General features: G+C 50.7%; 23 protein-coding genes and 1 other annotated feature. Of the genes, 18 read left to right on the top strand and 5 right to left on the bottom strand.

The annotated features are described in order from the left end of the window. Nucleotides 1-92: 92 nt before the first annotated feature. The gene (hxpB, locus tag ACLJR2_RS17220) at nucleotides 93-761 is read right to left on the bottom strand and encodes a hexitol phosphatase HxpB (RefSeq protein WP_000106854.1); all 669 of its coding nucleotides are present in this window, start codon (nucleotides 759-761) and stop codon (nucleotides 93-95) included. Between the two features lie 148 nt (nucleotides 762-909). On the opposite strand from hxpB, the gene ACLJR2_RS17215 reads away from it, so the two are divergent. After that, nucleotides 910-1,446 (top strand): YniB family protein, encoded by a 537-nt coding sequence (locus ACLJR2_RS17215; RefSeq protein WP_000222158.1) that lies wholly within the window; start codon nucleotides 910-912, stop codon nucleotides 1,444-1,446. Between the two features lie 42 nt (nucleotides 1,447-1,488). On the opposite strand, the gene ACLJR2_RS17210 is transcribed toward ACLJR2_RS17215, so the two are convergent. From ACLJR2_RS17210 to pfkB, 3 genes are all read right to left on the bottom strand, one after another. Next, a complete protein-coding gene (locus ACLJR2_RS17210) occupies nucleotides 1,489-2,349 on the bottom strand; it encodes a fructosamine kinase family protein (RefSeq protein WP_000267686.1) in 861 nt (286 codons plus the stop codon). Nucleotides 2,350-2,455: 106 nt separating this feature from the next. After that, a complete protein-coding gene (gene ghoS, locus ACLJR2_RS17205) occupies nucleotides 2,456-2,746 on the bottom strand; it encodes a type V toxin-antitoxin system endoribonuclease antitoxin GhoS (RefSeq protein ID WP_000146133.1) in 291 nt (96 codons plus the stop codon). A 96-nt stretch (nucleotides 2,747-2,842) separates the two neighbouring features. Then, nucleotides 2,843-3,775: a 6-phosphofructokinase II gene (gene pfkB / locus ACLJR2_RS17200; RefSeq protein ID WP_000251707.1), complete on the bottom strand. Its 933-nt coding sequence runs from the start codon at nucleotides 3,773-3,775 to the stop codon at nucleotides 2,843-2,845. 288 nt (nucleotides 3,776-4,063) lie between these two features. Between pfkB and ACLJR2_RS17195 the strand changes: the two genes are divergently transcribed. Further along, nucleotides 4,064-4,822 (top strand): YdiY family protein, encoded by a 759-nt coding sequence (locus ACLJR2_RS17195; RefSeq protein ID WP_000770981.1) that lies wholly within the window; start codon nucleotides 4,064-4,066, stop codon nucleotides 4,820-4,822. 48 nt (nucleotides 4,823-4,870) lie between these two features. On the opposite strand, the gene ACLJR2_RS17190 is transcribed toward ACLJR2_RS17195, so the two are convergent. Next, on the bottom strand, nucleotides 4,871-5,830 hold the full coding sequence (locus tag ACLJR2_RS17190; RefSeq protein WP_001046434.1) for a lipid A deacylase LpxR family protein: 960 nt from the start codon (nucleotides 5,828-5,830) through the stop codon (nucleotides 4,871-4,873). 142 nt (nucleotides 5,831-5,972) lie between these two features. Between ACLJR2_RS17190 and ACLJR2_RS17185 the strand changes: the two genes are divergently transcribed. From ACLJR2_RS17185 to selO, 16 genes are all read left to right on the top strand, one after another. Further along, nucleotides 5,973-6,287: a hypothetical protein gene (locus ACLJR2_RS17185; RefSeq protein ID WP_000916599.1), complete on the top strand. Its 315-nt coding sequence runs from the start codon at nucleotides 5,973-5,975 to the stop codon at nucleotides 6,285-6,287. After that, complete coding sequence (locus ACLJR2_RS17180) at nucleotides 6,284-7,138, top strand: DNA/RNA non-specific endonuclease (protein ID WP_001044090.1); 855 nt, start codon at nucleotides 6,284-6,286, stop codon at nucleotides 7,136-7,138. The genes ACLJR2_RS17185 and ACLJR2_RS17180 overlap by 4 nt, the downstream gene beginning before the upstream one ends. Nucleotides 7,139-7,397: 259 nt before the next feature. Beyond that, nucleotides 7,398-9,326, top strand: a complete 1,929-nt coding sequence (thrS, locus tag ACLJR2_RS17175) for a threonine--tRNA ligase (RefSeq protein ID WP_001144226.1) — start codon at nucleotides 7,398-7,400, stop codon at nucleotides 9,324-9,326. Between the two features lie 3 nt (nucleotides 9,327-9,329). Continuing rightward, nucleotides 9,330-9,872, top strand: coding sequence for a translation initiation factor IF-3 (gene infC / locus ACLJR2_RS17170; protein WP_001574431.1), 543 nt, complete (start codon nucleotides 9,330-9,332; stop codon nucleotides 9,870-9,872). 95 nt (nucleotides 9,873-9,967) lie between these two features. Continuing rightward, on the top strand, nucleotides 9,968-10,165 hold the full coding sequence (gene rpmI / locus ACLJR2_RS17165; protein ID WP_001124225.1) for a 50S ribosomal protein L35: 198 nt from the start codon (nucleotides 9,968-9,970) through the stop codon (nucleotides 10,163-10,165). Between the two features lie 50 nt (nucleotides 10,166-10,215). After that, nucleotides 10,216-10,572 carry a 50S ribosomal protein L20 gene (gene rplT, locus ACLJR2_RS17160; protein WP_000124850.1) on the top strand — a complete coding sequence of 119 codons (357 nt, stop codon included), beginning with the start codon at nucleotides 10,216-10,218 and terminating at the stop codon, nucleotides 10,570-10,572. Between the two features lie 115 nt (nucleotides 10,573-10,687). Further along, nucleotides 10,688-10,811 (top strand) — a sequence feature (Phe leader region). After that, nucleotides 10,693-10,737: a pheST operon leader peptide PheM gene (gene pheM, locus ACLJR2_RS17155; protein WP_001386830.1), complete on the top strand. Its 45-nt coding sequence runs from the start codon at nucleotides 10,693-10,695 to the stop codon at nucleotides 10,735-10,737. It overlaps the preceding feature by 45 nt. Before the next feature lie 62 nt (nucleotides 10,812-10,873). Further along, nucleotides 10,874-11,857 (top strand): phenylalanine--tRNA ligase subunit alpha, encoded by a 984-nt coding sequence (gene pheS, locus ACLJR2_RS17150; protein ID WP_000018570.1) that lies wholly within the window; start codon nucleotides 10,874-10,876, stop codon nucleotides 11,855-11,857. Between the two features lie 15 nt (nucleotides 11,858-11,872). Next, a complete protein-coding gene (pheT, locus tag ACLJR2_RS17145) occupies nucleotides 11,873-14,260 on the top strand; it encodes a phenylalanine--tRNA ligase subunit beta (protein WP_000672402.1) in 2,388 nt (795 codons plus the stop codon). Nucleotides 14,261-14,264: 4 nt separating this feature from the next. Further along, nucleotides 14,265-14,564: an integration host factor subunit alpha gene (gene ihfA / locus ACLJR2_RS17140; RefSeq protein WP_001229266.1), complete on the top strand. Its 300-nt coding sequence runs from the start codon at nucleotides 14,265-14,267 to the stop codon at nucleotides 14,562-14,564. 202 nt (nucleotides 14,565-14,766) lie between these two features. Continuing rightward, nucleotides 14,767-15,747, top strand: coding sequence for a vitamin B12 ABC transporter permease BtuC (btuC, locus tag ACLJR2_RS17135; RefSeq protein WP_000954989.1), 981 nt, complete (start codon nucleotides 14,767-14,769; stop codon nucleotides 15,745-15,747). A 91-nt stretch (nucleotides 15,748-15,838) separates the two neighbouring features. After that, nucleotides 15,839-16,390, top strand: a complete 552-nt coding sequence (locus ACLJR2_RS17130; RefSeq protein ID WP_001181565.1) for a glutathione peroxidase — start codon at nucleotides 15,839-15,841, stop codon at nucleotides 16,388-16,390. Next, nucleotides 16,390-17,139 (top strand): vitamin B12 ABC transporter ATP-binding protein BtuD, encoded by a 750-nt coding sequence (gene btuD, locus ACLJR2_RS17125; RefSeq protein WP_000080607.1) that lies wholly within the window; start codon nucleotides 16,390-16,392, stop codon nucleotides 17,137-17,139. Before ACLJR2_RS17130 ends, btuD begins: the two co-directional genes overlap by 1 nt. Before the next feature lie 76 nt (nucleotides 17,140-17,215). Then, entirely contained in the window at nucleotides 17,216-17,680 is a 465-nt protein-coding gene (locus tag ACLJR2_RS17120; protein ID WP_001213258.1) for a C40 family peptidase, read from the top strand. Between the two features lie 313 nt (nucleotides 17,681-17,993). Continuing rightward, nucleotides 17,994-18,707 (top strand): anti-FlhDC factor YdiV, encoded by a 714-nt coding sequence (gene ydiV / locus ACLJR2_RS17115; protein ID WP_000562006.1) that lies wholly within the window; start codon nucleotides 17,994-17,996, stop codon nucleotides 18,705-18,707. Nucleotides 18,708-18,768: 61 nt separating this feature from the next. Continuing rightward, nucleotides 18,769-20,211, top strand: a complete 1,443-nt coding sequence (gene selO, locus ACLJR2_RS17110; RefSeq protein ID WP_000175660.1) for a protein adenylyltransferase SelO — start codon at nucleotides 18,769-18,771, stop codon at nucleotides 20,209-20,211. Nucleotides 20,212-20,229 lie beyond the last annotated feature (18 nt).

Genomic DNA, 20,229 nt, shown 5'->3' with positions numbered 1-20,229 from the left:
AAGTGGTGACGTTGTAACTCTTTGTCTCTGTCAAAGCCGCTTGCCGTCTGGTTCAGCGGCTAATTGCCCGTTGACTTTGTTTCGGAAACATCTTAACCGAGTAGATGCGCCGCCGTCAGCTCTGTCAGTGAGTTAAGTTTGACATTCGCCAGCGCAAAGCGCGGATCATGCTGGTTTTCTTCTGCTGGCACCACAATGGCGCGCATTCGCGCCGCCTTTGCCGCGATTAAACCATTCACCGAATCTTCCAGCGCCACGCAGGTTAATGGATCAACGCCTAATTTGGCCGCACAATCTAGATAGACCTGCGGGTGCGGTTTGCTGTAGGGCAATTTTTCTGCAGAAGCCAGCGCGTCAAAACTGTCGCGCAGTTCGAACATGGTGAGCACTTTTTCCAGCATATGCAGCGGCGATGCCGAGGCAAGCCCCACTAATAGCCCCTGCGCTTTACACAGCGCCACGGCCTCGCGCACACCCGGTAAAAGAGGGCGCGTCTCTTCGATAAGCGTAATCGCGCGGGCAATGACACGGTTTGTCACTTCCTGGCGATCGGGGCCGCTCCACGGTTGCTGCGCAAACCAGAGATCGACAACCATATCAATGCGTAGCCCAAGCGTGTCTGGCAGTTCATGGCGCCGAGTAATATCTACGCCTAAACTTGCCATCACGTCCAGTTCAGCGCGATCCCAGAGCGGTTCGGAATCGATCAGTAGTCCATCCATATCGAAAATTGCAGCAAGAATTTGACGTGGGGTTGACATCACAACCTCTCCTGTTGAGATTAAAAAATAACGAATTAAGCGTTCATTATGACCATGTTCTTAGTATATCGCCCTTAAAGATCAGGCGAAAACGGGAATCAACAGGTAGACTTAGGCCAAAACGACGCGTCTTTATCAAGGGGAACTCATGACGTATCAACAAGCTGGACGCATTGCAATCCTAAAAAGAGTTGTTGGGTGGGTTATTTTTATTCCGGCACTGCTTTCCACGCTCATCTCAGTCCTTAAATTTATGTATGCGCACAGTGAAAAGCAGGAGGGGATAAATGCGGTAATGCTGGATTTTACCCACGTAATGATAGACATGATGCGCGTGAATACGCCGTTTCTGAATGTTTTTTGGTACAACTCGCCGACGCCGAATTTTCAGGGAAGCCTGAATATCGGTTTCTGGCTCATTTTTATTCTGATTTTTGTCGGGCTGGCGATGCAGGATTCCGGTGCCAGAATGAGCCGCCAGTCACGTTTTTTGCGTGAAGGCGTGGAAGATCAGTTGATTCTGGAAAAAGCAAAAGGCGCGGAAGGGCTAACGCGTGAGCAGATAGAGTCACGTATCGTGGTGCCGCACCATACCATCTTTTTACAGTTTTTCCCGCTCTATATTTTGCCGGTCATTATTATCGTGCTCGGCTACTTTTTCTTTTCCTTGTTAGGCTTCATGTAAACTGAAAAATGCCGGATAGCGCGTATCCGGCATGGGCTGTACCTATACCGCAAGCAGCCGATCCATCGCTTTTTGCGCAGTAGCCAGGTGCTGACCGCCAAACAGCCTTGCCCGATTAAGCAGGGTGTAGAGCTGGTAAATCGGCTGCCTGTCGAGAAAATCCAGCGGTAGCGGCGAAACGGACTGATAGCCGTCATAAATCTGCGGTGGCTGATCGGTATGCAGCGGCAGCATCGCCAGATCGCATTCTCTGTCGCCCCAATAGCAGGCTGGATCGAAGATATAGGGGCCGTCAGGGCCAAGCGCGCAGTTCGCCGACCATAGATCGCCATGCAAAAGAGAAGGCTGCGGTTGATGCGACGCCAGACGTTGCTGAACATGTTCAACAATGGCGTCAATATTACCAAAAGTAATGCCTTTTTCCGCAGCGAGTTCAAGCTGCCAGCCAATGCGCTGTTCGGCGAAAAAAGTCGACCAACGGCGTTGCCAGGTATTCGGCTGCGGCGTGGTAGAGAGCGCGTTATCAAAATCGAGGCCGAATTGAGGTTGGTCGCTCCATTGGTGCAGGCGCGCCAGCTGTTGCCCAAGAATAAACGCATTATGGGCATCCAGCGGGCGGGGCGAGAGGTAGTCCATGACTAAAAAGCTGTAATCCCGATCCGAACCTACCGCCCATACCTTAGGCACAACAACGGTTTTACTGCGGGAGAGCAGCTCCAGCTGATCGGCTTCTGCGGTAAAACCGCGGAGCATTTCTCGTTCATCGCACTTTACGAAAAAATCATGGCCTGCATAACGTAAATGCCATGCGGCATGGACTTCTCCGCCTGGCAGTTCATTACGCAGTTCGATTTCGCCTTCACCGACTTGCTCGCTTAAAAGACGACTGATAGCTTGCCACATAATGTCTCTCCCCACGTTGTCTGCCAGATCATAAGGTTAGCGCAAAAATGCGGTTGAAAAATACGAACTAACGCACATCGCGGACGCGCCGCGGCGGGAATGGCACTTATTGTGCGTTTTTACTCCACGCCTCCCAGGTCGCCACGGTAATGTCGACATCCTTATCTAACGCGCTTTTCGCAAGTCCGGCGACAAGCGCTTTGATTTCATCAGCGCTCTGAGCGCTAACAAAGCCAAACGTATTGGTGCCGAGCTCATGCACATTCCCTTCATCGTCCGTTAATGTCAGCAAAAAACCGCTACGCGTCAGATGGTTATTGAGTTCGTTAATCTCGGTCAGGGAATCTTCATGGAAGGTTACGGTAATAACATAACGGGTAATATCGCCACTGGCCATCGTTCACCTCGTTGGGAGCAACTGTGTTTTTAACAGCGGCGGATGCGCCGCCCGTTAACCGATTTTCCGTTATCCCCCTCGGCGAGGGGGAAACGATTATTGCGCGGAAAGATAGGCGTATATTTTTTGGGTATCGTCACGAGAACACAGACGCGTACCTTGATTGAGCGTAGCAGCGCTGCCTGCCGCCACACCGAAGCGCACCATCTCTTCCAGCGACGCGTCTTGCGCCAGTTTTAACGTCATCGCGCCTACCATACTGTCGCCTGCGCCAACAGTACTTTGACTTTTCACCGGGGGAGGAACAACCTGGATGCAATTCTCACTGTCTATGCCCAGCGCCCCTTGCGGCCCCAGAGAGACCACTACCCGGCGAGCCTTGCCGCTTTGCACTAATTCCTGGGCCGCTTTACGCACATCATCAGGCTGCGTCAGATCACGATTAACCAACGCGCTCAATTCTTTCAGGTTCGGTTTCACCAGTTCGATATCGCCAAGCGCCAGCGCGGCGGTGAGCGCGTCGCCAGAGCTATCAATAATGCAGCGAATGCCTTGCTTCTGCGCGGCGGAAATCAGTTGCGTGAGTTTCTCGACCTTAACGCCGGGCGGAAGGCTGCCGCTGATAACCAGAATTGCCCCGGATTCAATTTCCAGTACCTGTTCTTCAAGCTGGCGAAATTCGTCATCGTCCAGCGTGGCGCCGGGCATAACAAAACGATACTGTTCGCCGCTGGACTCGACGTGGACGTGCAGGTTCTGACGCGTCCAGTCCTTCGCATCGACGGTAGACACGGGGACATTTTCGTCAGCCAGTAGTGCGACAAGATGTTCGCCGGTAGCGCCGCCAGCCGGGAAAATTGCGGTCGCGGTGCCGCCAAGATGCGCAATGGCGCGAGCGACATTAATACCCCCGCCGCCGGGTTCGAATACCGGCGCGGAGCACCGCAGTTTACCTTCGGGATAAATTTGCGGCGTGATTGTTGCGCTATCGAGAGAGGGCGCAAGCGTCAACGTATAGATACGTACCATCGTTACCTCCTGTTAGGCTGATTTCAGTCTGGCACTTAATCCCCGGAAAGTGAAGGAATTAACAATATGATTTTCCGGATCTTTATTTAAAGAAGTGCGATGTAAAGTTATATAAATAAATGAATGCTTCGGGAGGGTTCTTATTCAAAAAATGAAATAGTAATTGATTGCTATGTTATTCGGGGCTTCTTATAATTCGCTACCTTTCCAGGGGCGTTTGTCATTGACCCCTATGAAAGTTTCCGGGACCGTCGTGGTCTCTTTTTTAGTTGTACGGACTCTATATAAATGAAGCTTTTGAAGGCAGTACCCGCTGTAGTTATGCTGGCGGGTGGCGTGTTCGCGTCTCTGTATGCCGCCGCCGATGATTCCGTTTTTACTGTCATGGATGATCCCTCCACCGCGAAAAAACCTTTTGAAGGTAATCTGAATGCGGGCTACCTTGCTCAGTCAGGCAATACTAAAAGTTCTTCCTTAACGGCTGACACGGCGATGACTTGGTATGGACAACGTACCGCCTGGTCATTATGGGGCAATGCCAGCAATACCTCCTCTAATGATGAACGCTCTTCAGAAAAATATGCGGTAGGCGCGCGTAACCGTTTTAATATGACGGATTATGATTATACCTTTGGCCAGGCCAGTTGGCTGACAGACCGTTTCAACGGTTATCGTCAGCGCGACGTACTGACCGCCGGTTACGGGCGGCAGTTCCTTAATGGTCCAGTGCACAGCTTCCGTTTTGAATTCGGTCCTGGGGTTCGCTATGACGAACATACGGACGATACTACTGAAACGCAGCCGTTGGGTTATGCTTCCGGCAGCTATGCCTGGCAGTTAACTGACAATGCTAAGTTTACACAGGGGGTGTCAGTATTTGGCGCAGAAGACACCACACTAAATTCGGAAACAGCCCTCAATGTCGCCATTAACGAACATTTTGGTCTAAAGGTGGGGTATAATTTAACGTGGAACTCGCAGCCGCCTGAATCAGCGCCTGAACATACCGATCGCCGCACTACGGTAACGCTGGGCTATAAGATGTAATATTGCGCCGGGTTACGTTACGTAACCCGGTTATTCCGTGGTGACGCCTCAGAAGAAGAAGGTGATGTCGCCGTTGATATAAGAATAGTCGTCTCCGGTGCGAAATTCCGACGTGACTTTGTTTAAAGAAAGAGAAAATGCGACGGGAGAATAGCCGATGGTGGCACCGACGCGATATTCATCCACGGTTTTATTAATATCCACCGTTTCCATTTTTGTTTGCAGCGTTTTCCCCTGTAACGTGTAGTTTTTATCAACTTCCCTGCGCTCAACGCCAGCAAATACTTTATAGATCAATCCCTCTTTTTGAGTGTGTATTAACCCTCGGCGGGACAGTAACCCAAACCCATTATCAGAGTTGAAGGTCTTATCATTTCCCAGCGCAACGGTTGCGCCGTACCCCAAATACTGGAAGAGATTGCCGCCGACAGCAGAGACTTCTGGATAGAAGCCCACATTGACACCCAGAATATCAATAGCTGGCGTAAGGGAGACCATTCCTTTTGCCGTGTAACCATAACGGTTTTCAATTTGATCCTGCCAGGCAGGGTATTTTTCTGCGCCTATTATTCGATGCGCCCGATTCTGAACCTCCTGACCGCCTGCGTCAGGACCAATAACGCCGATATCGGTACCTAAACGATAACGTAACCAATTGGTGGCTAATGAATTCCACTCCAGTCCGGTATGAAGAAAGGCGCTGAACGCGCGGTCGCCTTTGACGGCTTCAGGCTTTCTCTTATTGGCACCTGATGGAGAATAAATATCTTGCGCGATATGAAAAGAGAGTTGACTGGCGTCAGTGAGATCGTGGCTGTAGCCTAAAAAGAGCCCGGCAGTATAATCACCCCGGTCTGCAGCCTTGTGCCCATAAAGGGCATTTAAGGATGGTTGAAATATACCTGCATCATCATTCGCCACTGAAATAGCAAGGCTACTGGCATTGGCCATTGTGGTCGTACTGAGTATGGCGGCAATCATCGTTGCGCAATAGCTGTATTTGTTCACTTTTTACCCCTGAATATGAAAGTGAATACTCTTATTTTTACAAAGTAATAAACACAGCAGCATGATGCGCGGTGCTTATTAAACCTTTAAATATAACTAAACTCCTGCCAGCAGCGAGTCATTGAGAGGATACGTTGCCTTAATGTTGAAAAATGGTGTTGAAAAACATGCGTCAGATATTATTGAATATCCATTTTTCATTCGCTATCTGAGTGCGAGAAATTATTGGCTTCACGATTATGCATATAATACGATGTTTTTTGGTATCAATATGAATATCACGTTGTATTCTTTTGAGCTCATTTTCTTTGATGGCTTCGATGTTTATCTGTTATTAATTTTTACCGTGATAGTGTTGTCTTTAATGATGAGCGCATCTAACGGCTGTCAGGGTAATATAACCAAATTATTACTATCTGAATTATTAGGGCAGTTATTATTAAGGAAGCAAAAGTGAATAAGACCATTAATCTGCTAAAATTACTGCCCGTAGTATTATTAAGCGCATGTACTACATCGTATCCTCCCCAGGATACAACATCGGCACCCGAGTTACCCCATCGTAACGTACTCGTTCAACAACCTGATAACTGTAGCGTTGGCTGTCCTCAAGGAGGAAGTCAACAAACAATCTATCGCCATGTCTATACGCTCAATAATAATAGCGCCACGAAATTTGCCAACTGGGTTGCCTATAGCGTGACAAAGACCAGCCAGGCAAGCGGTCGCCCGCGGAACTGGGCGCAGGACCCCGATTTACCGCCCTCGGATACGTTGGCCCCTTCCGCCTATAAAAATGCCCATGCGCTATTAAAAGTCGATAGGGGACACCAGGCGCCGTTGGCAGGATTGGGCGGCGTATCGGACTGGCCGTCGTTAAATTATTTATCGAATATTACGCCGCAGAAATCCGCACTGAATCAGGGAGCATGGGCTGCACTGGAAAACCGGGTGCGCGAACTTGCCAAACAGGCTGATGTATCTGTAGTGCACGTAGTGACCGGCCCCCTTTTTGAGCGGCATATCGCCACATTGCCAGAAGATGCGACGGTAGAAATTCCCAGCGGGTACTGGAAGGTTTTATTCACCGGAACGACGCCGTCAAAAAGTGAAGGAAATTACGCTGCGTTTATTATGGATCAGAATACGCCCCGTTCGGCGAATTTTTGCGACTATCAGGTTACCGTGGAGGCTATCGAACATAAAACGAAGCCAGTGCTGACGCTGTGGTCTGCCTTGCCTGAAGCGGTAGCCAGCGAGGTGAAAACAACAAAGGGGAGTCTGGCGCAGAAGTTAGGTTGTCGATGAGAAGCGCTATACGGCGCGTAGAAAGATAATGGAGAAACCCTGTCAAGGGTCTTGATTTGCTACAGAGTGATGCAATCTCCCTTTTTTTAGTGTTACCATCGTCATGCCGGACGAAAATAGCGATTTTCGTCTGTGTCGAAGGTTGTGCGCCAATTTAGCAATGGTTGGCTAGATGGATACACAACTCACTGTCAATAAATTCATTTTCTCTTTGTATGTGATCTTGCGTATGGGTCACCACTGCAAATAAGGATATTACATGCCTGTTATTACTCTTCCTGATGGCAGCCAACGCCATTATGACCACCCTGTAAGCCCGATGGATGTTGCTCTGGACATTGGTCCTGGCCTGGCGAAAGCCACCATTGCGGGCCGTGTGAATGGCGAGCTGGTTGATGCTTCCGATCTGATTGAAAATGATGCGACGCTTTCCATCATCACCGCAAAAGATGAAGAGGGTCTGGAGATCATTCGTCACTCTTGCGCGCATCTGTTAGGTCACGCTATCAAGCAACTTTGGCCGCACACGAAAATGGCGATCGGCCCGGTTGTCGACAACGGTTTTTACTATGACGTTGATCTTGACCGCACGCTAACTCAGGAAGATGTCGAAGCGCTCGAAAAGCGGATGCATGAGCTCGCCGAGAAAAATTACGACGTTATCAAGAAGAAAGTCAGCTGGCACGAAGCGCGTGAAACCTTCGTGAAGCGTGGTGAAAGCTACAAAGTTTCCATTCTTGATGAAAACATTGCCCATGATGATAAGCCAGGCTTGTACCATCATGAAGAATATGTCGACATGTGTCGTGGTCCGCACGTGCCGAATATGCGTTTCTGCCATCACTTTAAACTGATGAAAACTGCCGGCGCATACTGGCGCGGTGACAGCAATAATAAGATGTTGCAGCGTATTTACGGTACGGCATGGGCAGATAAAAAAGCCCTGAACGCTTATCTGCAGCGCCTGGAAGAGGCCGCAAAACGCGACCACCGTAAAATTGGTAAGCAGCTCGACCTGTATCATATGCAGGAAGAAGCGCCGGGCATGGTGTTCTGGCACAACGACGGCTGGACTATCTTCCGCGAGCTGGAGGTCTTTGTTCGTTCTAAACTCAAAGAGTACCAGTATCAAGAAGTTAAAGGCCCGTTCATGATGGACCGTGTGCTGTGGGAAAAAACCGGGCACTGGGACAACTATAAAGATGCGATGTTCACCACATCCTCAGAAAACCGCGAATATTGCATCAAGCCGATGAACTGCCCGGGCCACGTTCAGATCTTTAACCAGGGTCTGAAATCCTATCGTGATTTGCCGCTGCGTATGGCGGAATTCGGTAGCTGCCACCGTAACGAGCCATCAGGCGCGCTGCATGGTCTGATGCGCGTACGCGGCTTTACGCAGGATGATGCGCATATCTTCTGCACCGAAGAGCAGATCCGCGATGAAGTTAACGCTTGTATTCGTATGGTCTACGATATGTACAGCACCTTTGGCTTCGAGAAGATCGTCGTCAAGCTTTCCACTCGTCCTGACAAGCGTATCGGCAGCGATGAGATGTGGGATCGTGCTGAGGCGGATCTGGCGGTTGCGCTGGAAGAAAATAATATCCCGTTTGAGTATCAACTGGGTGAAGGCGCATTCTACGGTCCGAAAATTGAATTTACCTTATATGACTGCCTCGATCGTGCATGGCAGTGCGGTACAGTACAGCTGGACTTCTCCTTACCGTCTCGTCTGAGCGCCTCCTATGTAGGCGAAGACAACGAGCGTAAGGTGCCGGTAATGATTCACCGTGCGATTCTTGGGTCGATGGAACGCTTCATCGGTATCCTGACCGAAGAGTTCGCTGGTTTCTTCCCGACATGGCTCGCGCCTGTTCAGGTAGTCGTGATGAATATTACCGATTCGCAGTCTGAATACGTTAACGAATTGACGCAGAAACTACAAAATGCGGGCATTCGTGTAAAAGCAGACTTGAGAAATGAGAAGATTGGCTTTAAAATCCGCGAGCACACTTTACGTCGTGTCCCTTATATGTTGGTCTGTGGTGATAAAGAGGTGGAAGCAGGCAAAGTTGCCGTTCGCACCCGCCGCGGTAAAGACCTGGGCAGTCTGGACGTAAATGACGTGATTGAGAAGCTGCAACAAGAGATTCGCAGCCGCAGTCTTCAACAACTGGAGGAATAAAGTATTAAAGGCGGAAAACGAGTTCAAACGGCGCGTCCGAATCGTATTAATAGCGAAATTCGCGCGCAAGAAGTTCGCTTAACAGGTCTGGAAGGCGAGCAGCTTGGTATTGTGAGTCTGAGAGAAGCTCTGGAAAAAGCTGAAGAAGCCGGAGTAGACTTAGTCGAAATCAGCCCTAACGCCGAGCCGCCGGTTTGTCGTATAATGGATTACGGTAAATTCCTCTATGAAAAGAGTAAGTCTTCTAAGGAACAGAAGAAAAAGCAAAAAGTTATCCAGGTGAAGGAAATTAAATTCCGTCCTGGGACAGATGAAGGCGACTATCAGGTAAAACTCCGCAGCCTGATTCGCTTTCTCGAAGAGGGCGATAAGGCCAAAATCACGCTGCGTTTCCGCGGTCGTGAGATGGCCCACCAGCAAATCGGTATGGAAGTGCTTAATCGCGTGAAAGACGATTTGCAAGAACTGGCAGTGGTCGAATCCTTCCCAACGAAGATCGAAGGCCGTCAGATGATCATGGTGCTTGCTCCTAAGAAGAAACAGTAAGGCCTTCAAGTAACAATTCTGTGAAGCCTTCGGGCTTCACAGGTTTTGTTCGCCTATGTTTCGTTTATTAACAATGCGAAGTGGAAGTTATTAAAATGCCAAAAATTAAGACCGTACGCGGTGCTGCTAAGCGCTTCAAAAAAACCGGTAAAGGTGGTTTTAAGCACAAGCACGCTAACCTGCGTCACATTCTGACCAAAAAAGCGACTAAACGTAAACGTCACCTGCGTCCGAAAGCCATGGTTTCTAAAGGCGATCTGGGCCTGGTTATCGCGTGCCTGCCGTACGCATAAGCCGTTAACGTTTTTAACTTTTTAATTAGAATAGATACAGGAGAGCACATATGGCTCGCGTAAAACGTGGTGTAATTGCACGCGCACGTCACAAGAAAATTTTGAAACAAGCCAAAGGCTACTACGGTGCGCGTTCTCGCGTATACCGCGTTGCCTTCCAGGCAGTTATCAAAGCTGGTCAGTATGCTTACCGTGACCGTCGTCAACGTAAGCGTCAGTTCCGTCAACTGTGGATTGCGCGTATCAACGCAGCAGCACGTCAGAACGGTATTTCTTACAGCAAATTCATCAACGGCCTGAAAAAAGCCTCTGTTGAAATCGACCGTAAGATCCTGGCTGATATCGCCGTATTCGACAAAGTCGCGTTCACCGCGCTGGTTGAAAAAGCGAAAGCAGCTCTGGCATAAGCCAGTGAAAAGAGGGAGCCTGGCTCCCTCTCTTTTATTTACTGTTCAGTGAGTTGACAATTGACCTGTAACCCTTTTCAATAAAGGATATTCGGTTTTACCACATAAGGTAACGCAAGCATGAACGCTGCTATTTTCCGTTTCTTTTTTTACTTTAGCACCTGATCCCAGGAGGCTAGCGCGTGAAAAACGAAACGAAAAACAGCGCAAAAAAGCCTCCTGATGGAGGCTTTTTTTGTATCTGAAATCGAGAGATTACGTCCAATGAACCGGTGTCTTCACCGACACAATGAGGAAAACCATGTCACATCTCGCAGAGCTGGTTGCCAATGCAGCGGCCGCCATTAACCAGGCGTCAGATGTTGCCGCGTTAGACAATGTACGCGTCGAATATTTGGGCAAGAAAGGGCATTTAACCCTTCAGATGACGACCCTACGCGATCTGCCGCCGGAAGAGCGTCCGGCAGCCGGGGCAGTCATTAACGCCGCGAAAGAGCAGGTACAACAGGCTCTTAACGCGCGTAAAGCCGAGCTGGAAAGCGCAGCGCTTAACGCCCGTCTGGCCGCTGAAACCATCGATATCTCCCTGCCGGGGCGCCGTATTGAGAACGGCGGTCTGCATCCGGTCACGCGTACCATTGACCGTATTGAAAGTTTCTTCGGTGAGCTTGGTTTTACCGTGGCGACTGGCCCGGAAATCGAAGATGACTACCATAACTTCGATGCGTTAAACATTCCGGGTCATCATCCGGCCCGCGCCGATCATGATACCTTCTGGTTTGACGCGACCCGTCTGCTGCGGACCCAGACGTCTGGCGTCCAGATCCGGACGATGAAAGCGCAGCAACCGCCGATCCGTATTATTGCTCCGGGCCGTGTATACCGTAATGACTACGACCAGACGCATACTCCGATGTTCCATCAGATGGAAGGTCTGATTGTTGATACCAACATCAGCTTCACCAACCTCAAAGGTACGCTGCACGACTTCCTGCGTAATTTCTTTGAGGAGGATCTGCAGATTCGCTTCCGTCCTTCTTATTTTCCGTTCACCGAACCTTCTGCGGAAGTGGATGTGATGGGTAAAAACGGCAAATGGCTGGAAGTGCTGGGCTGCGGGATGGTGCATCCGAATGTGCTGCGTAATGTCGGTATCGATCCGGAAATCTATTCTGGCTTCGCTTTTGGTATGGGGATGGAACGTCTGACCATGTTGCGTTACGGCGTCACCGACCTGCGTTCATTCTTCGAAAACGATCTGCGTTTCCTTAAACAGTTTAAATAAAGGCAGGATAAAACAATGAAATTCAGCGAACTGTGGTTACGCGAGTGGGTTAACCCGGCAATTGATAGCGATGCGTTGGCTAACCAGATTACGATGGCTGGCCTGGAAGTAGACGGCGTTGAGCCGGTCGCGGGAAGCTTCAATGGCGTTGTGGTTGGGGAAGTGGTTGAGTGCGCCCAGCATCCGAACGCTGACAAATTGCGTGTAACGAAAGTCAACGTCGGCGGAGAACGCCTGTTGGATATCGTCTGCGGCGCGCCAAACTGTCGTCAGGGGCTGAAAGTAGCGGTGGCCACCATTGGCGCTATTCTGCCTGGCGATTTCAAAATTAAAGCGGCAAAACTGCGTGGCGAACCGTCTGAAGGGATGCTGTGCTCCTTCTCCGAACTGGGGATTTCCGACGATCACAGCGGCATTATCGAACTGCCGGCGGATGCGCCGCTGGGTACCGATATCCGTGAATACCTGAAGCTTGACGACAATACCATCGAAATTAGCGTCACGCCGAACCGTGCGGATTGCTTAGGTATCATCGGCGTTGCGCGTGATGTGGCGGTACTGAACAAAGCGCCGCTCCAGGAGCCTGAAATGGCGCCGGTTACGGCAACCATCAGCGATACGCTGCCGATTACAGTAGAGGCCGCTGATGCGTGTCCACGCTATCTTGGCCGGGTGGTAAAAGGCATCAATGTTAACGCGCCGACGCCGCTGTGGATGAAAGAGAAACTGCGTCGCTGCGGTATTCGCTCCATCGATGCGGTGGTTGACGTCACCAACTATGTGCTGCTCGAACTGGGTCAGCCAATGCATGCTTTCGATAAAGATCGCATTGATGGCGGTATTGTCGTGCGGATGGCAAAAGAGGGTGAAACCGTCGTCCTGCTGGACGGTAGCGAAGCGACGTTAAATGCGGACACGCTGGTGATCGCCGATCACCATAAGGCGCTGGGGATAGCCGGTATTTTTGGCGGCGAACATTCCGGCGTGAACGGCGAAACGCAAAATGTGCTGCTGGAATGTGCGTACTTTAATCCGCTGTCTATCACCGGTCGCGCTCGCCGCCACGGTCTGCATACCGATGCGTCTCACCGCTACGAGCGCGGGGTGGACCCGGCGCTGCAATATAAAGCGATAGAGCGCGCTACTCGTCTGCTTCTTGATATCTGTGGCGGTGATGCGGGTCCGATAATTGATGTGAGCAACGAAGCAACGTTGCCGAAACGCGCCACCATTACGCTGCGTCGCAGTAAACTGGATCGCCTGATCGGGCATCATATTGCGGATGAGCAGGTCAGTGATATTCTGCGTCGTCTGGGCTGTGAAGTGACCGAAGGGCAGGACGAGTGGAAAGCCGTAGCGCCGACCTGGCGTTTCGATATGGAAATTGAAGAAGATCTGGTGGAAGAGGTGGCCCGCGTTTACGGCTATAACAATATTCCGGACGAGCCAATCCAGGCCGGTTTAATCATGGGGACGCACCGTGAAGCCGATCTGTCGTTGAAGCGGGTTAAAACCATGCTGAACGACAAAGGCTATCAGGAAGTGATTACCTATAGCTTTGTCGATCCTAAAGTACAACAGCTCATCCATCCAGGCGCAGAAGCGCTGCTGCTGCCAAACCCTATCTCCGTTGAGATGTCGGCGATGCGTCTGTCTCTGTGGAGCGGATTGTTGGCGACGGTGGTCTATAACCAAAACCGTCAGCAGAATCGCGTGCGTATTTTTGAAACCGGTTTACGTTTCGTTCCGGATACACAAGCCAATCTGGGTATTCGACAGGATCTGATGCTGGCTGGCGTGATTTGCGGTAACCGCTATGATGAGCACTGGAACCTGGCAAAAGAGACCGTTGATTTCTATGATTTGAAAGGCGATCTGGAAGCAGTACTGGATTTAACCGGCAAACTGGGTGATATCCAGTTTAAGGCGGAGATGAATCCGGCTCTGCATCCGGGACAGTCTGCGGCGATTTATCTGAAAGATGAACGTATTGGTTTTATTGGGGTTGTTCACCCTGAACTGGAACGTAAACTGGATCTGAATGGTCGTACGCTGGTGTTTGAACTGGAATGGAATAAGCTCGCAGACCGTATCGTGCCGCAGGCGCGGGAGATTTCACGCTTCCCGGCCAACCGTCGCGATATTGCGGTTGTTGTTGCAGAAAACGTTCCCGCAGCGGATATTTTATCCGAATGTAAGAAAGTTGGCGTAAATCAGGTAGTTGGCGTAAACTTATTTGACGTGTACCGCGGTAAGGGTGTTGCGGAGGGTTATAAGAGCCTCGCTATCAGCCTGATCCTTCAGGATACCAACCGTACACTCGAAGAAGAGGAGATTGCCGCTACCGTCGCCAAATGTGTAGAGGCATTAAAAGAGCGATTCCAGGCATCATTGAGGGATTGAACCTATGGCGCTTACAAAAGCTGAAATGTCAGAATATCTGTTTGATAAGCTTGGGCTTAGCAAGCGGGATGCCAAAGAACTGGTTGAACTGTTTTTCGAAGAGATCCGTCGTGCTCTGGAAAACGGTGAGCAGGTGAAACTCTCTGGTTTTGGTAACTTCGATCTGCGTGATAAAAATCAACGTCCGGGGCGTAACCCGAAAACGGGTGAAGATATTCCTATTACAGCACGGCGCGTGGTGACCTTCAGACCCGGGCAGAAGTTAAAGAGCCGGGTCGAAAACGCTTCGCCCAAAGAAGAGTAATCAGATCCAGGCATAACATCCATCAGGGTGTATTGCGGCAGATACGCTGCCATCCCGAAAGTAGATCAGCGGGATGACAGCGTATTTGTCAGCCTGAAAGATGACCCGTATAACTAAAAAGGCCGCATTGCGGCCTTTTTTCTTTCAAGTAAAGGATACCCACCGTAAAATCACGCTACCTCTTTTCAGCTGAATGGATAACATGCTGACTTTTGCCCGCCAACAACAGCGACGAAACGTTCGCTGGCTTCTGAGCCTGTCACTGCTGGTGCTACTGGCTACACTTCTGAGCTTATGCGCAGGCGAACAGTGGCTTGCCCCCGGTGACTGGTTAAGCGCCCGGGGGGAACTGTTTGTCTGGCAAATTCGCCTTCCCCGCACGCTTGCGGTATTGCTGGTTGGCGCTGCGCTGGCGCTATCTGGCGCTGTGATGCAGGCGCTGTTTGAAAACCCACTTGCTGAACCGGGTCTGCTCGGCGTTTCGAATGGGGCCGGTGTTGGGCTTATTGCCGCCGTCTTACTGGGGCAGGGGCAACTGCCAGGATGGGCGCTGGGGCTGTGCGCTATAGCCGGCGCGCTCATTATTACGTTAATCCTGCTGCGTTTTGCGCGTCGCCATCTTTCTACCAGCCGCTTGTTGTTGGCGGGCGTCGCGCTAGGCATTATCTGTAGCGCGCTGATGACGTGGGCTATCTATTTTTCCACCTCTTTCGATCTGCGGCAATTAATGTACTGGATGATGGGAGGATTTGGCGGCGTTGACTGGCAGCAGAGCTGGCTAATGATTGCGCTCATCCCGGTACTGATCTGGATATGTTGCCAGTCGCAACCGCTGAATATGCTGGCGCTAGGGGAAACCTCGGCGCGGCAGCTTGGCCTGCCGCTGTGGTTCTGGCGCAATTTGTTGGTCGTCGCCACCGGCTGGATGGTGGGCGTCAGCGTGGCGATGGCGGGGGCGATTGGTTTTATCGGTCTGGTTATTCCGCACATCCTGCGCTTATGTGGTTTAACCGATCACCGGGTTTTACTTCCCGGCTGCGCGCTGGCCGGGGCTATCGCCCTGCTATTGGCTGATGTGGTCGCCCGACTGGCGCTGGCGTCGGCTGAACTGCCTATCGGGGTGGTCACCGCCACATTGGGGGCACCAGTGTTTATCTGGCTGCTACTCAAATCCGCGCGTTAGCGCATCGGTAAACAACTGCTTTCATCATTCGCAGTCTATGATTAAAGGCTAGCGATGAAACCCGCTATTCTACCGACATCAGGGAGACACCATGCAAAACTCGCTTCTTAATACTCACGTTACGACGATTGATGGAGAGGTCACTACACTTGAAAAATACGCCGGAAAAGTGCTGCTCATTGTAAACGTCGCCTCCAGATGTGGCCTGACGCCGCAATATGAACAGTTGGAAAATATCCAGAAGGCGTGGGCAGATCAGGGGTTTGTCGTGTTGGGTTTTCCCTGCAACCAGTTTATGGGGCAGGAGCCAGGCAGCGAAGAGGAGATTAAAACCTATTGTGCCAGCACCTGGGGCGTCACGTTCCCGATGTTCAGTAAAATTGATGTGAATGGCGACGCGCGCCATCCGCTGTATCAAAAACTGATAGCCGCTGCGCCAACGGCAGTCGCGCCGGAGAAGAGCGGCTTTTACGAACGGATGGTAAGCAAAGGCCGTACGCCACTCTATCCGGATGATATTCTGTGGAATTTTGAAAAATTTTTGGTAGGCCGGGATGGTCAGGTGGTACAGCGTTTTTCGCCGGATATGACGCCTGAAGATCCTATTGTGATGGAAAGCATAAAAATCGCGTTGGCAAAATAATGTCTCAATTGATGCAATTAAAGGATGTCGCCGAGAGCACCCGCCTGGGGCCGCTTTCCGGCGAAGTAAGCGCAGGAGAGATCCTTCATCTTGTCGGGCCGAACGGTGCCGGGAAAAGCACGCTACTGGCGCGTATGGCGGGGTTAACCTCCGGCGAGGGGAGCATCAGGTTTGGCGGAGCGCCGCTGGAGGCATGGGCGACGGCAACGCTTGCCCAACATCGCGCTTATCTTGCGCAACAGCAAAATCCGCCGTTTGCTATGCCGGTCTGGCATTACCTGACATTGCATCAACCTGATAAAACGCGAACCGGGCAGCTTAACGAGGTGGCCGATATGCTTGGATTGGGCGACAAACTGGGGCGAAGCGTGAATCAGCTTTCCGGTGGCGAGTGGCAACGTGTTCGTCTTGCTGCCGTTGTACTACAAATTCATCCCGACGCTAATCCGGTCGGTCAATTATTGCTGCTTGATGAGCCGATGAACAGTCTCGATGTTGCGCAACAAAACGCTCTGGATCGGGTATTACATCATTTATGTCAGGCAGGAATTGCGATTGTGATGAGTAGCCACGATCTGAACCACACGCTGCGCCATGCGCATAAAGCCTGGTTACTAAAGCGCGGTAAACTCATTGCCTGCGGCCGCCGGGAAGAGGTGCTCACCCCCTCTTATCTGGCGCAAGCCTACGGTTTGCGCTTTCGACGACTCGACGTCGAGGGGCATCCAATGCTCATTTCGGCCACTTAAGTAAAATCGTTTCTTGAAAAGCAGGTAATTTCGACGCTAAATTAATACCAAAATAAAAACAGAGGATTGTTGCGGCATGCGTTTTTGGCTTCTTGTTATCACAGCATTGTTCCTGGCAGGATGCAGTACTCATCGGGCACCGGCGCCAAATGCCAGATTATCAGACTCCATTACCGTCATTGCGGGTCTGAACGATCAGTTGCAGTCCTGGCGCGGTACGCCATACCGCTACGGCGGCATGAGTCGCAGAGGCGTGGACTGTTCCGGCTTTGTGGTAGTCACTATGCGCGACAAGTTTGATTTGCAGTTGCCTCGTGATACGCGTGAACAATCAAAAATCGGCACCAGAATCGATAAAGATGAATTGATGCCCGGAGATTTGGTTTTCTTTAAAACCGGTTCGGGCGAAAGTGGTTTACATGTTGGTATTTACGATACAAATAATGAGTTTATTCATGCCTCTACCAGTCGTGGCGTGATGCGTTCATCGCTGGATAATGTGTACTGGCGAAAAAACTTCTGGCAGGCACGGCGAATTTAACCCCGCAGACGATATAAATTTTATAGTCTATTTTTAACATATCGCCGGTTGAACTTATGACATCTGTTGTCATCATATATAATGATATAACCGTAGCATTTACAAACGTACTTTTATTAAAAACGGGCGTGCTCACGCCCTGTTAAAAGTACAACATTGGATATTGGTTTATAATCAGAGTAAGTTAAAAAAAGGAACCGGTTCACCGGTAAACAAGAAAAATGATGACGCTTCAATTAGTATCTGAAGTTACGTCTGTTTCCGTCCGTAGTGACTGGATGGCGAATAGCGCCCTAACCATGGGACTGGCGTAATGATTGCTTCACTTGATGAGCTTTACCATTCCGAACTCTTTTTCCTTCCCGTCATGGATGAAAACGCTCGGCTTGTTGGTTTAGAGATTATTGCAACGTTTGCCGCTGAAGACGGCGCCGTGCGGATGCCGACTGAGTTGGTAGCGCCTCGCCTTTCGGTGGAGGAACAATACTGTCTGTTTGTTGAAAAACTGGCGTTGTTAGAAACCTGTCAGCACTTTTTTATTCAGCATAAACTTATTGCATGGCTTAATTTACCGCCTGCAATTAGTGACTTATTATTATTAGATAGCGAACTTTTTTCCCGGGCAGCGCGCTTTCCGTTTCTTGAATTAGCTATAAATGAGAATTATCCTGGGTTAAACCAGGGCAAAAACAATGAAACGTTAGCTAATCTGGCAATGCATTTCCCATTAATGCTGGCAAATTTTGGGGCAGGCGAGGCGTCGACTAAAGCTATTTTCGATGGGCTTTTCAAACGAGTCATGTTGGATAAAAATTTTATTCAGCAGCGAGCTGAAATGATCTCATTCGAACCATTCATGCACGCTATCGTTGCCCAGATCTCCTCCAGCTGCGAGTCGCTGATGATTGCCGGTATTGATACTGAGGCGATGTTTGCGCGCGCAGCGCCATTGGGGTTTAGCGCATTCCAGGGCGGACTATGGCCTTCGGTGCCGGTAAGCCAGCTCATTAAACTCGTTCAGCGATAACCTTTCTGTTTGCCGGTGTTTAACCGGTGATTAACCGTCTACACTGAAGACAGGAGGCCCTATGACCCTGTCTTTTACTGCCCGTTGGCGCGATGAACTGCCAGCAACGTATACCGCGCTTTTACCCACACCGTTAAAAAATGCGCGACTGATTTGGTATAACGACGAACTGGCGCAGCAGTTAGCCATTCCCGCGTCGTTATTTGACGCTACTAATGGCGCTGGCGTTTGGGGCGGCGAAACCTTATTACCCGGTATGTCGCCTGTCGCGCAGGTATATAGCGGGCATCAGTTCGGCGTCTGGGCGGGACAGCTCGGCGACGGACGCGGTATTTTGCTGGGCGAACAGCTCCTGGCGGATGGCTCGACCCTCGACTGGCATCTGAAAGGCGCCGGATTAACACCCTATTCGCGAATGGGGGATGGACGCGCCGTCCTGCGTTCAACCATACGAGAAAGTCTTGCCAGCGAAGCCATGCATTATCTGGGTATTCCCACGACGCGCGCGTTATCTATCGTAGCCAGCGATACGCCGGTTCTGCGAGAGACGCAGGAAACGGGCGCGATGTTAATGCGTTTGGCACAAAGTCATATGCGTTTTGGTCATTTCGAACATTTCTATTACCGCCGTGAGCCGGAAAAAGTTCAGCAACTGGCTGATTTCGCTATTCGTCATTATTGGCCGCAATGGCAGGATGTCCCGGAAAAATATGCTTTGTGGTTTGAAGAGGTGGCGGCGCGTACCGGAAGACTCATCGCCGAGTGGCAAACCGTCGGTTTTTCGCACGGCGTTATGAATACGGATAACATGTCGATTCTGGGGCTGACCATCGACTATGGCCCCTTTGGTTTTCTCGACGACTACGATCCCGGCTTCATTGGTAACCATTCCGATCATCAGGGACGTTACCGCTTTGATAATCAACCGTCGGTGGCGCTGTGGAATTTACAACGTCTGGCGCAGACGTTAACCCCTTTTATTGAGATCGACGCGTTAAACAGAGCGCTGGATCGCTACCAGGACGCGTTGTTAACGCACTATGGGCAGCGAATGCGCCAGAAGCTGGGCTTCTTTACCGAGCAAAAAGACGATAACGCTTTACTGAATGAATTGTTTAGTCTGATGGCGCGCGAAGGGAGTGACTATACCCGTACATTTCGGATGTTAAGCCATACGGAGCAACAGAGCGCTTCCTCGCCGTTGCGGGATACGTTTATCGATCGCGCGGCGTTCGATGCCTGGTTCGACCGCTACCGGGCGCGATTGCGCACAGAGGCGGTGGATGACGCGCTGCGCCAGCAGCAGATGCAACGCGTGAATCCTGCGATTGTGTTGCGCAACTGGCTGGCGCAACGCGCGATAGATGCGGCTGAACAGGGAGACATGGCGGAACTGCATCGGTTGCATGAAGTTTTACGTCAACCTTTTACCGATCGAGATGATGACTATGCCAGCCGACCACCGGAGTGGGGAAAGCGGCTGGAGGTCAGTTGTTCAAGTTAGCCTGACGCCAGCAGCATC

This window comes from Salmonella sp. SAL03688, assembly GCF_046551895.1.
Classification (GTDB): domain Bacteria; phylum Pseudomonadota; class Gammaproteobacteria; order Enterobacterales; family Enterobacteriaceae; genus Salmonella; species Salmonella enterica.
This window is presented reverse-complemented; position numbering and strand designations above follow the sequence as displayed.

What these genes read in the sequence shown, in the direction of transcription:
- hxpB (WP_000106854.1), bottom strand. Translation starts at nt 761, where the DNA reads ATGTCAACCCCACGTCAAATTCTTGCTGCAATTTTCGATATGGATGGA.
- ACLJR2_RS17215 (WP_000222158.1), top strand. Translation starts at nt 910, where the DNA reads ATGACGTATCAACAAGCTGGACGCATTGCAATCCTAAAAAGAGTTGTT.
- ACLJR2_RS17210 (WP_000267686.1), bottom strand. Translation starts at nt 2,349, where the DNA reads ATGTGGCAAGCTATCAGTCGTCTTTTAAGCGAGCAAGTCGGTGAAGGC.
- ghoS (WP_000146133.1), bottom strand. Translation starts at nt 2,746, where the DNA reads ATGGCCAGTGGCGATATTACCCGTTATGTTATTACCGTAACCTTCCAT.
- pfkB (WP_000251707.1), bottom strand. Translation starts at nt 3,775, where the DNA reads ATGGTACGTATCTATACGTTGACGCTTGCGCCCTCTCTCGATAGCGCA.
- ACLJR2_RS17195 (WP_000770981.1), top strand. Translation starts at nt 4,064, where the DNA reads ATGAAGCTTTTGAAGGCAGTACCCGCTGTAGTTATGCTGGCGGGTGGC.
- ACLJR2_RS17185 (WP_000916599.1), top strand. Translation starts at nt 5,973, where the DNA reads ATGTTGAAAAATGGTGTTGAAAAACATGCGTCAGATATTATTGAATAT.
- thrS (WP_001144226.1), top strand. Translation starts at nt 7,398, where the DNA reads ATGCCTGTTATTACTCTTCCTGATGGCAGCCAACGCCATTATGACCAC.
- rpmI (WP_001124225.1), top strand. Translation starts at nt 9,968, where the DNA reads ATGCCAAAAATTAAGACCGTACGCGGTGCTGCTAAGCGCTTCAAAAAA.
- rplT (WP_000124850.1), top strand. Translation starts at nt 10,216, where the DNA reads ATGGCTCGCGTAAAACGTGGTGTAATTGCACGCGCACGTCACAAGAAA.
- pheS (WP_000018570.1), top strand. Translation starts at nt 10,874, where the DNA reads ATGTCACATCTCGCAGAGCTGGTTGCCAATGCAGCGGCCGCCATTAAC.
- pheT (WP_000672402.1), top strand. Translation starts at nt 11,873, where the DNA reads ATGAAATTCAGCGAACTGTGGTTACGCGAGTGGGTTAACCCGGCAATT.
- ihfA (WP_001229266.1), top strand. Translation starts at nt 14,265, where the DNA reads ATGGCGCTTACAAAAGCTGAAATGTCAGAATATCTGTTTGATAAGCTT.
- btuC (WP_000954989.1), top strand. Translation starts at nt 14,767, where the DNA reads ATGCTGACTTTTGCCCGCCAACAACAGCGACGAAACGTTCGCTGGCTT.
- ACLJR2_RS17130 (WP_001181565.1), top strand. Translation starts at nt 15,839, where the DNA reads ATGCAAAACTCGCTTCTTAATACTCACGTTACGACGATTGATGGAGAG.
- btuD (WP_000080607.1), top strand. Translation starts at nt 16,390, where the DNA reads ATGTCTCAATTGATGCAATTAAAGGATGTCGCCGAGAGCACCCGCCTG.
- ACLJR2_RS17120 (WP_001213258.1), top strand. Translation starts at nt 17,216, where the DNA reads ATGCGTTTTTGGCTTCTTGTTATCACAGCATTGTTCCTGGCAGGATGC.
- ydiV (WP_000562006.1), top strand. Translation starts at nt 17,994, where the DNA reads ATGATTGCTTCACTTGATGAGCTTTACCATTCCGAACTCTTTTTCCTT.
- selO (WP_000175660.1), top strand. Translation starts at nt 18,769, where the DNA reads ATGACCCTGTCTTTTACTGCCCGTTGGCGCGATGAACTGCCAGCAACG.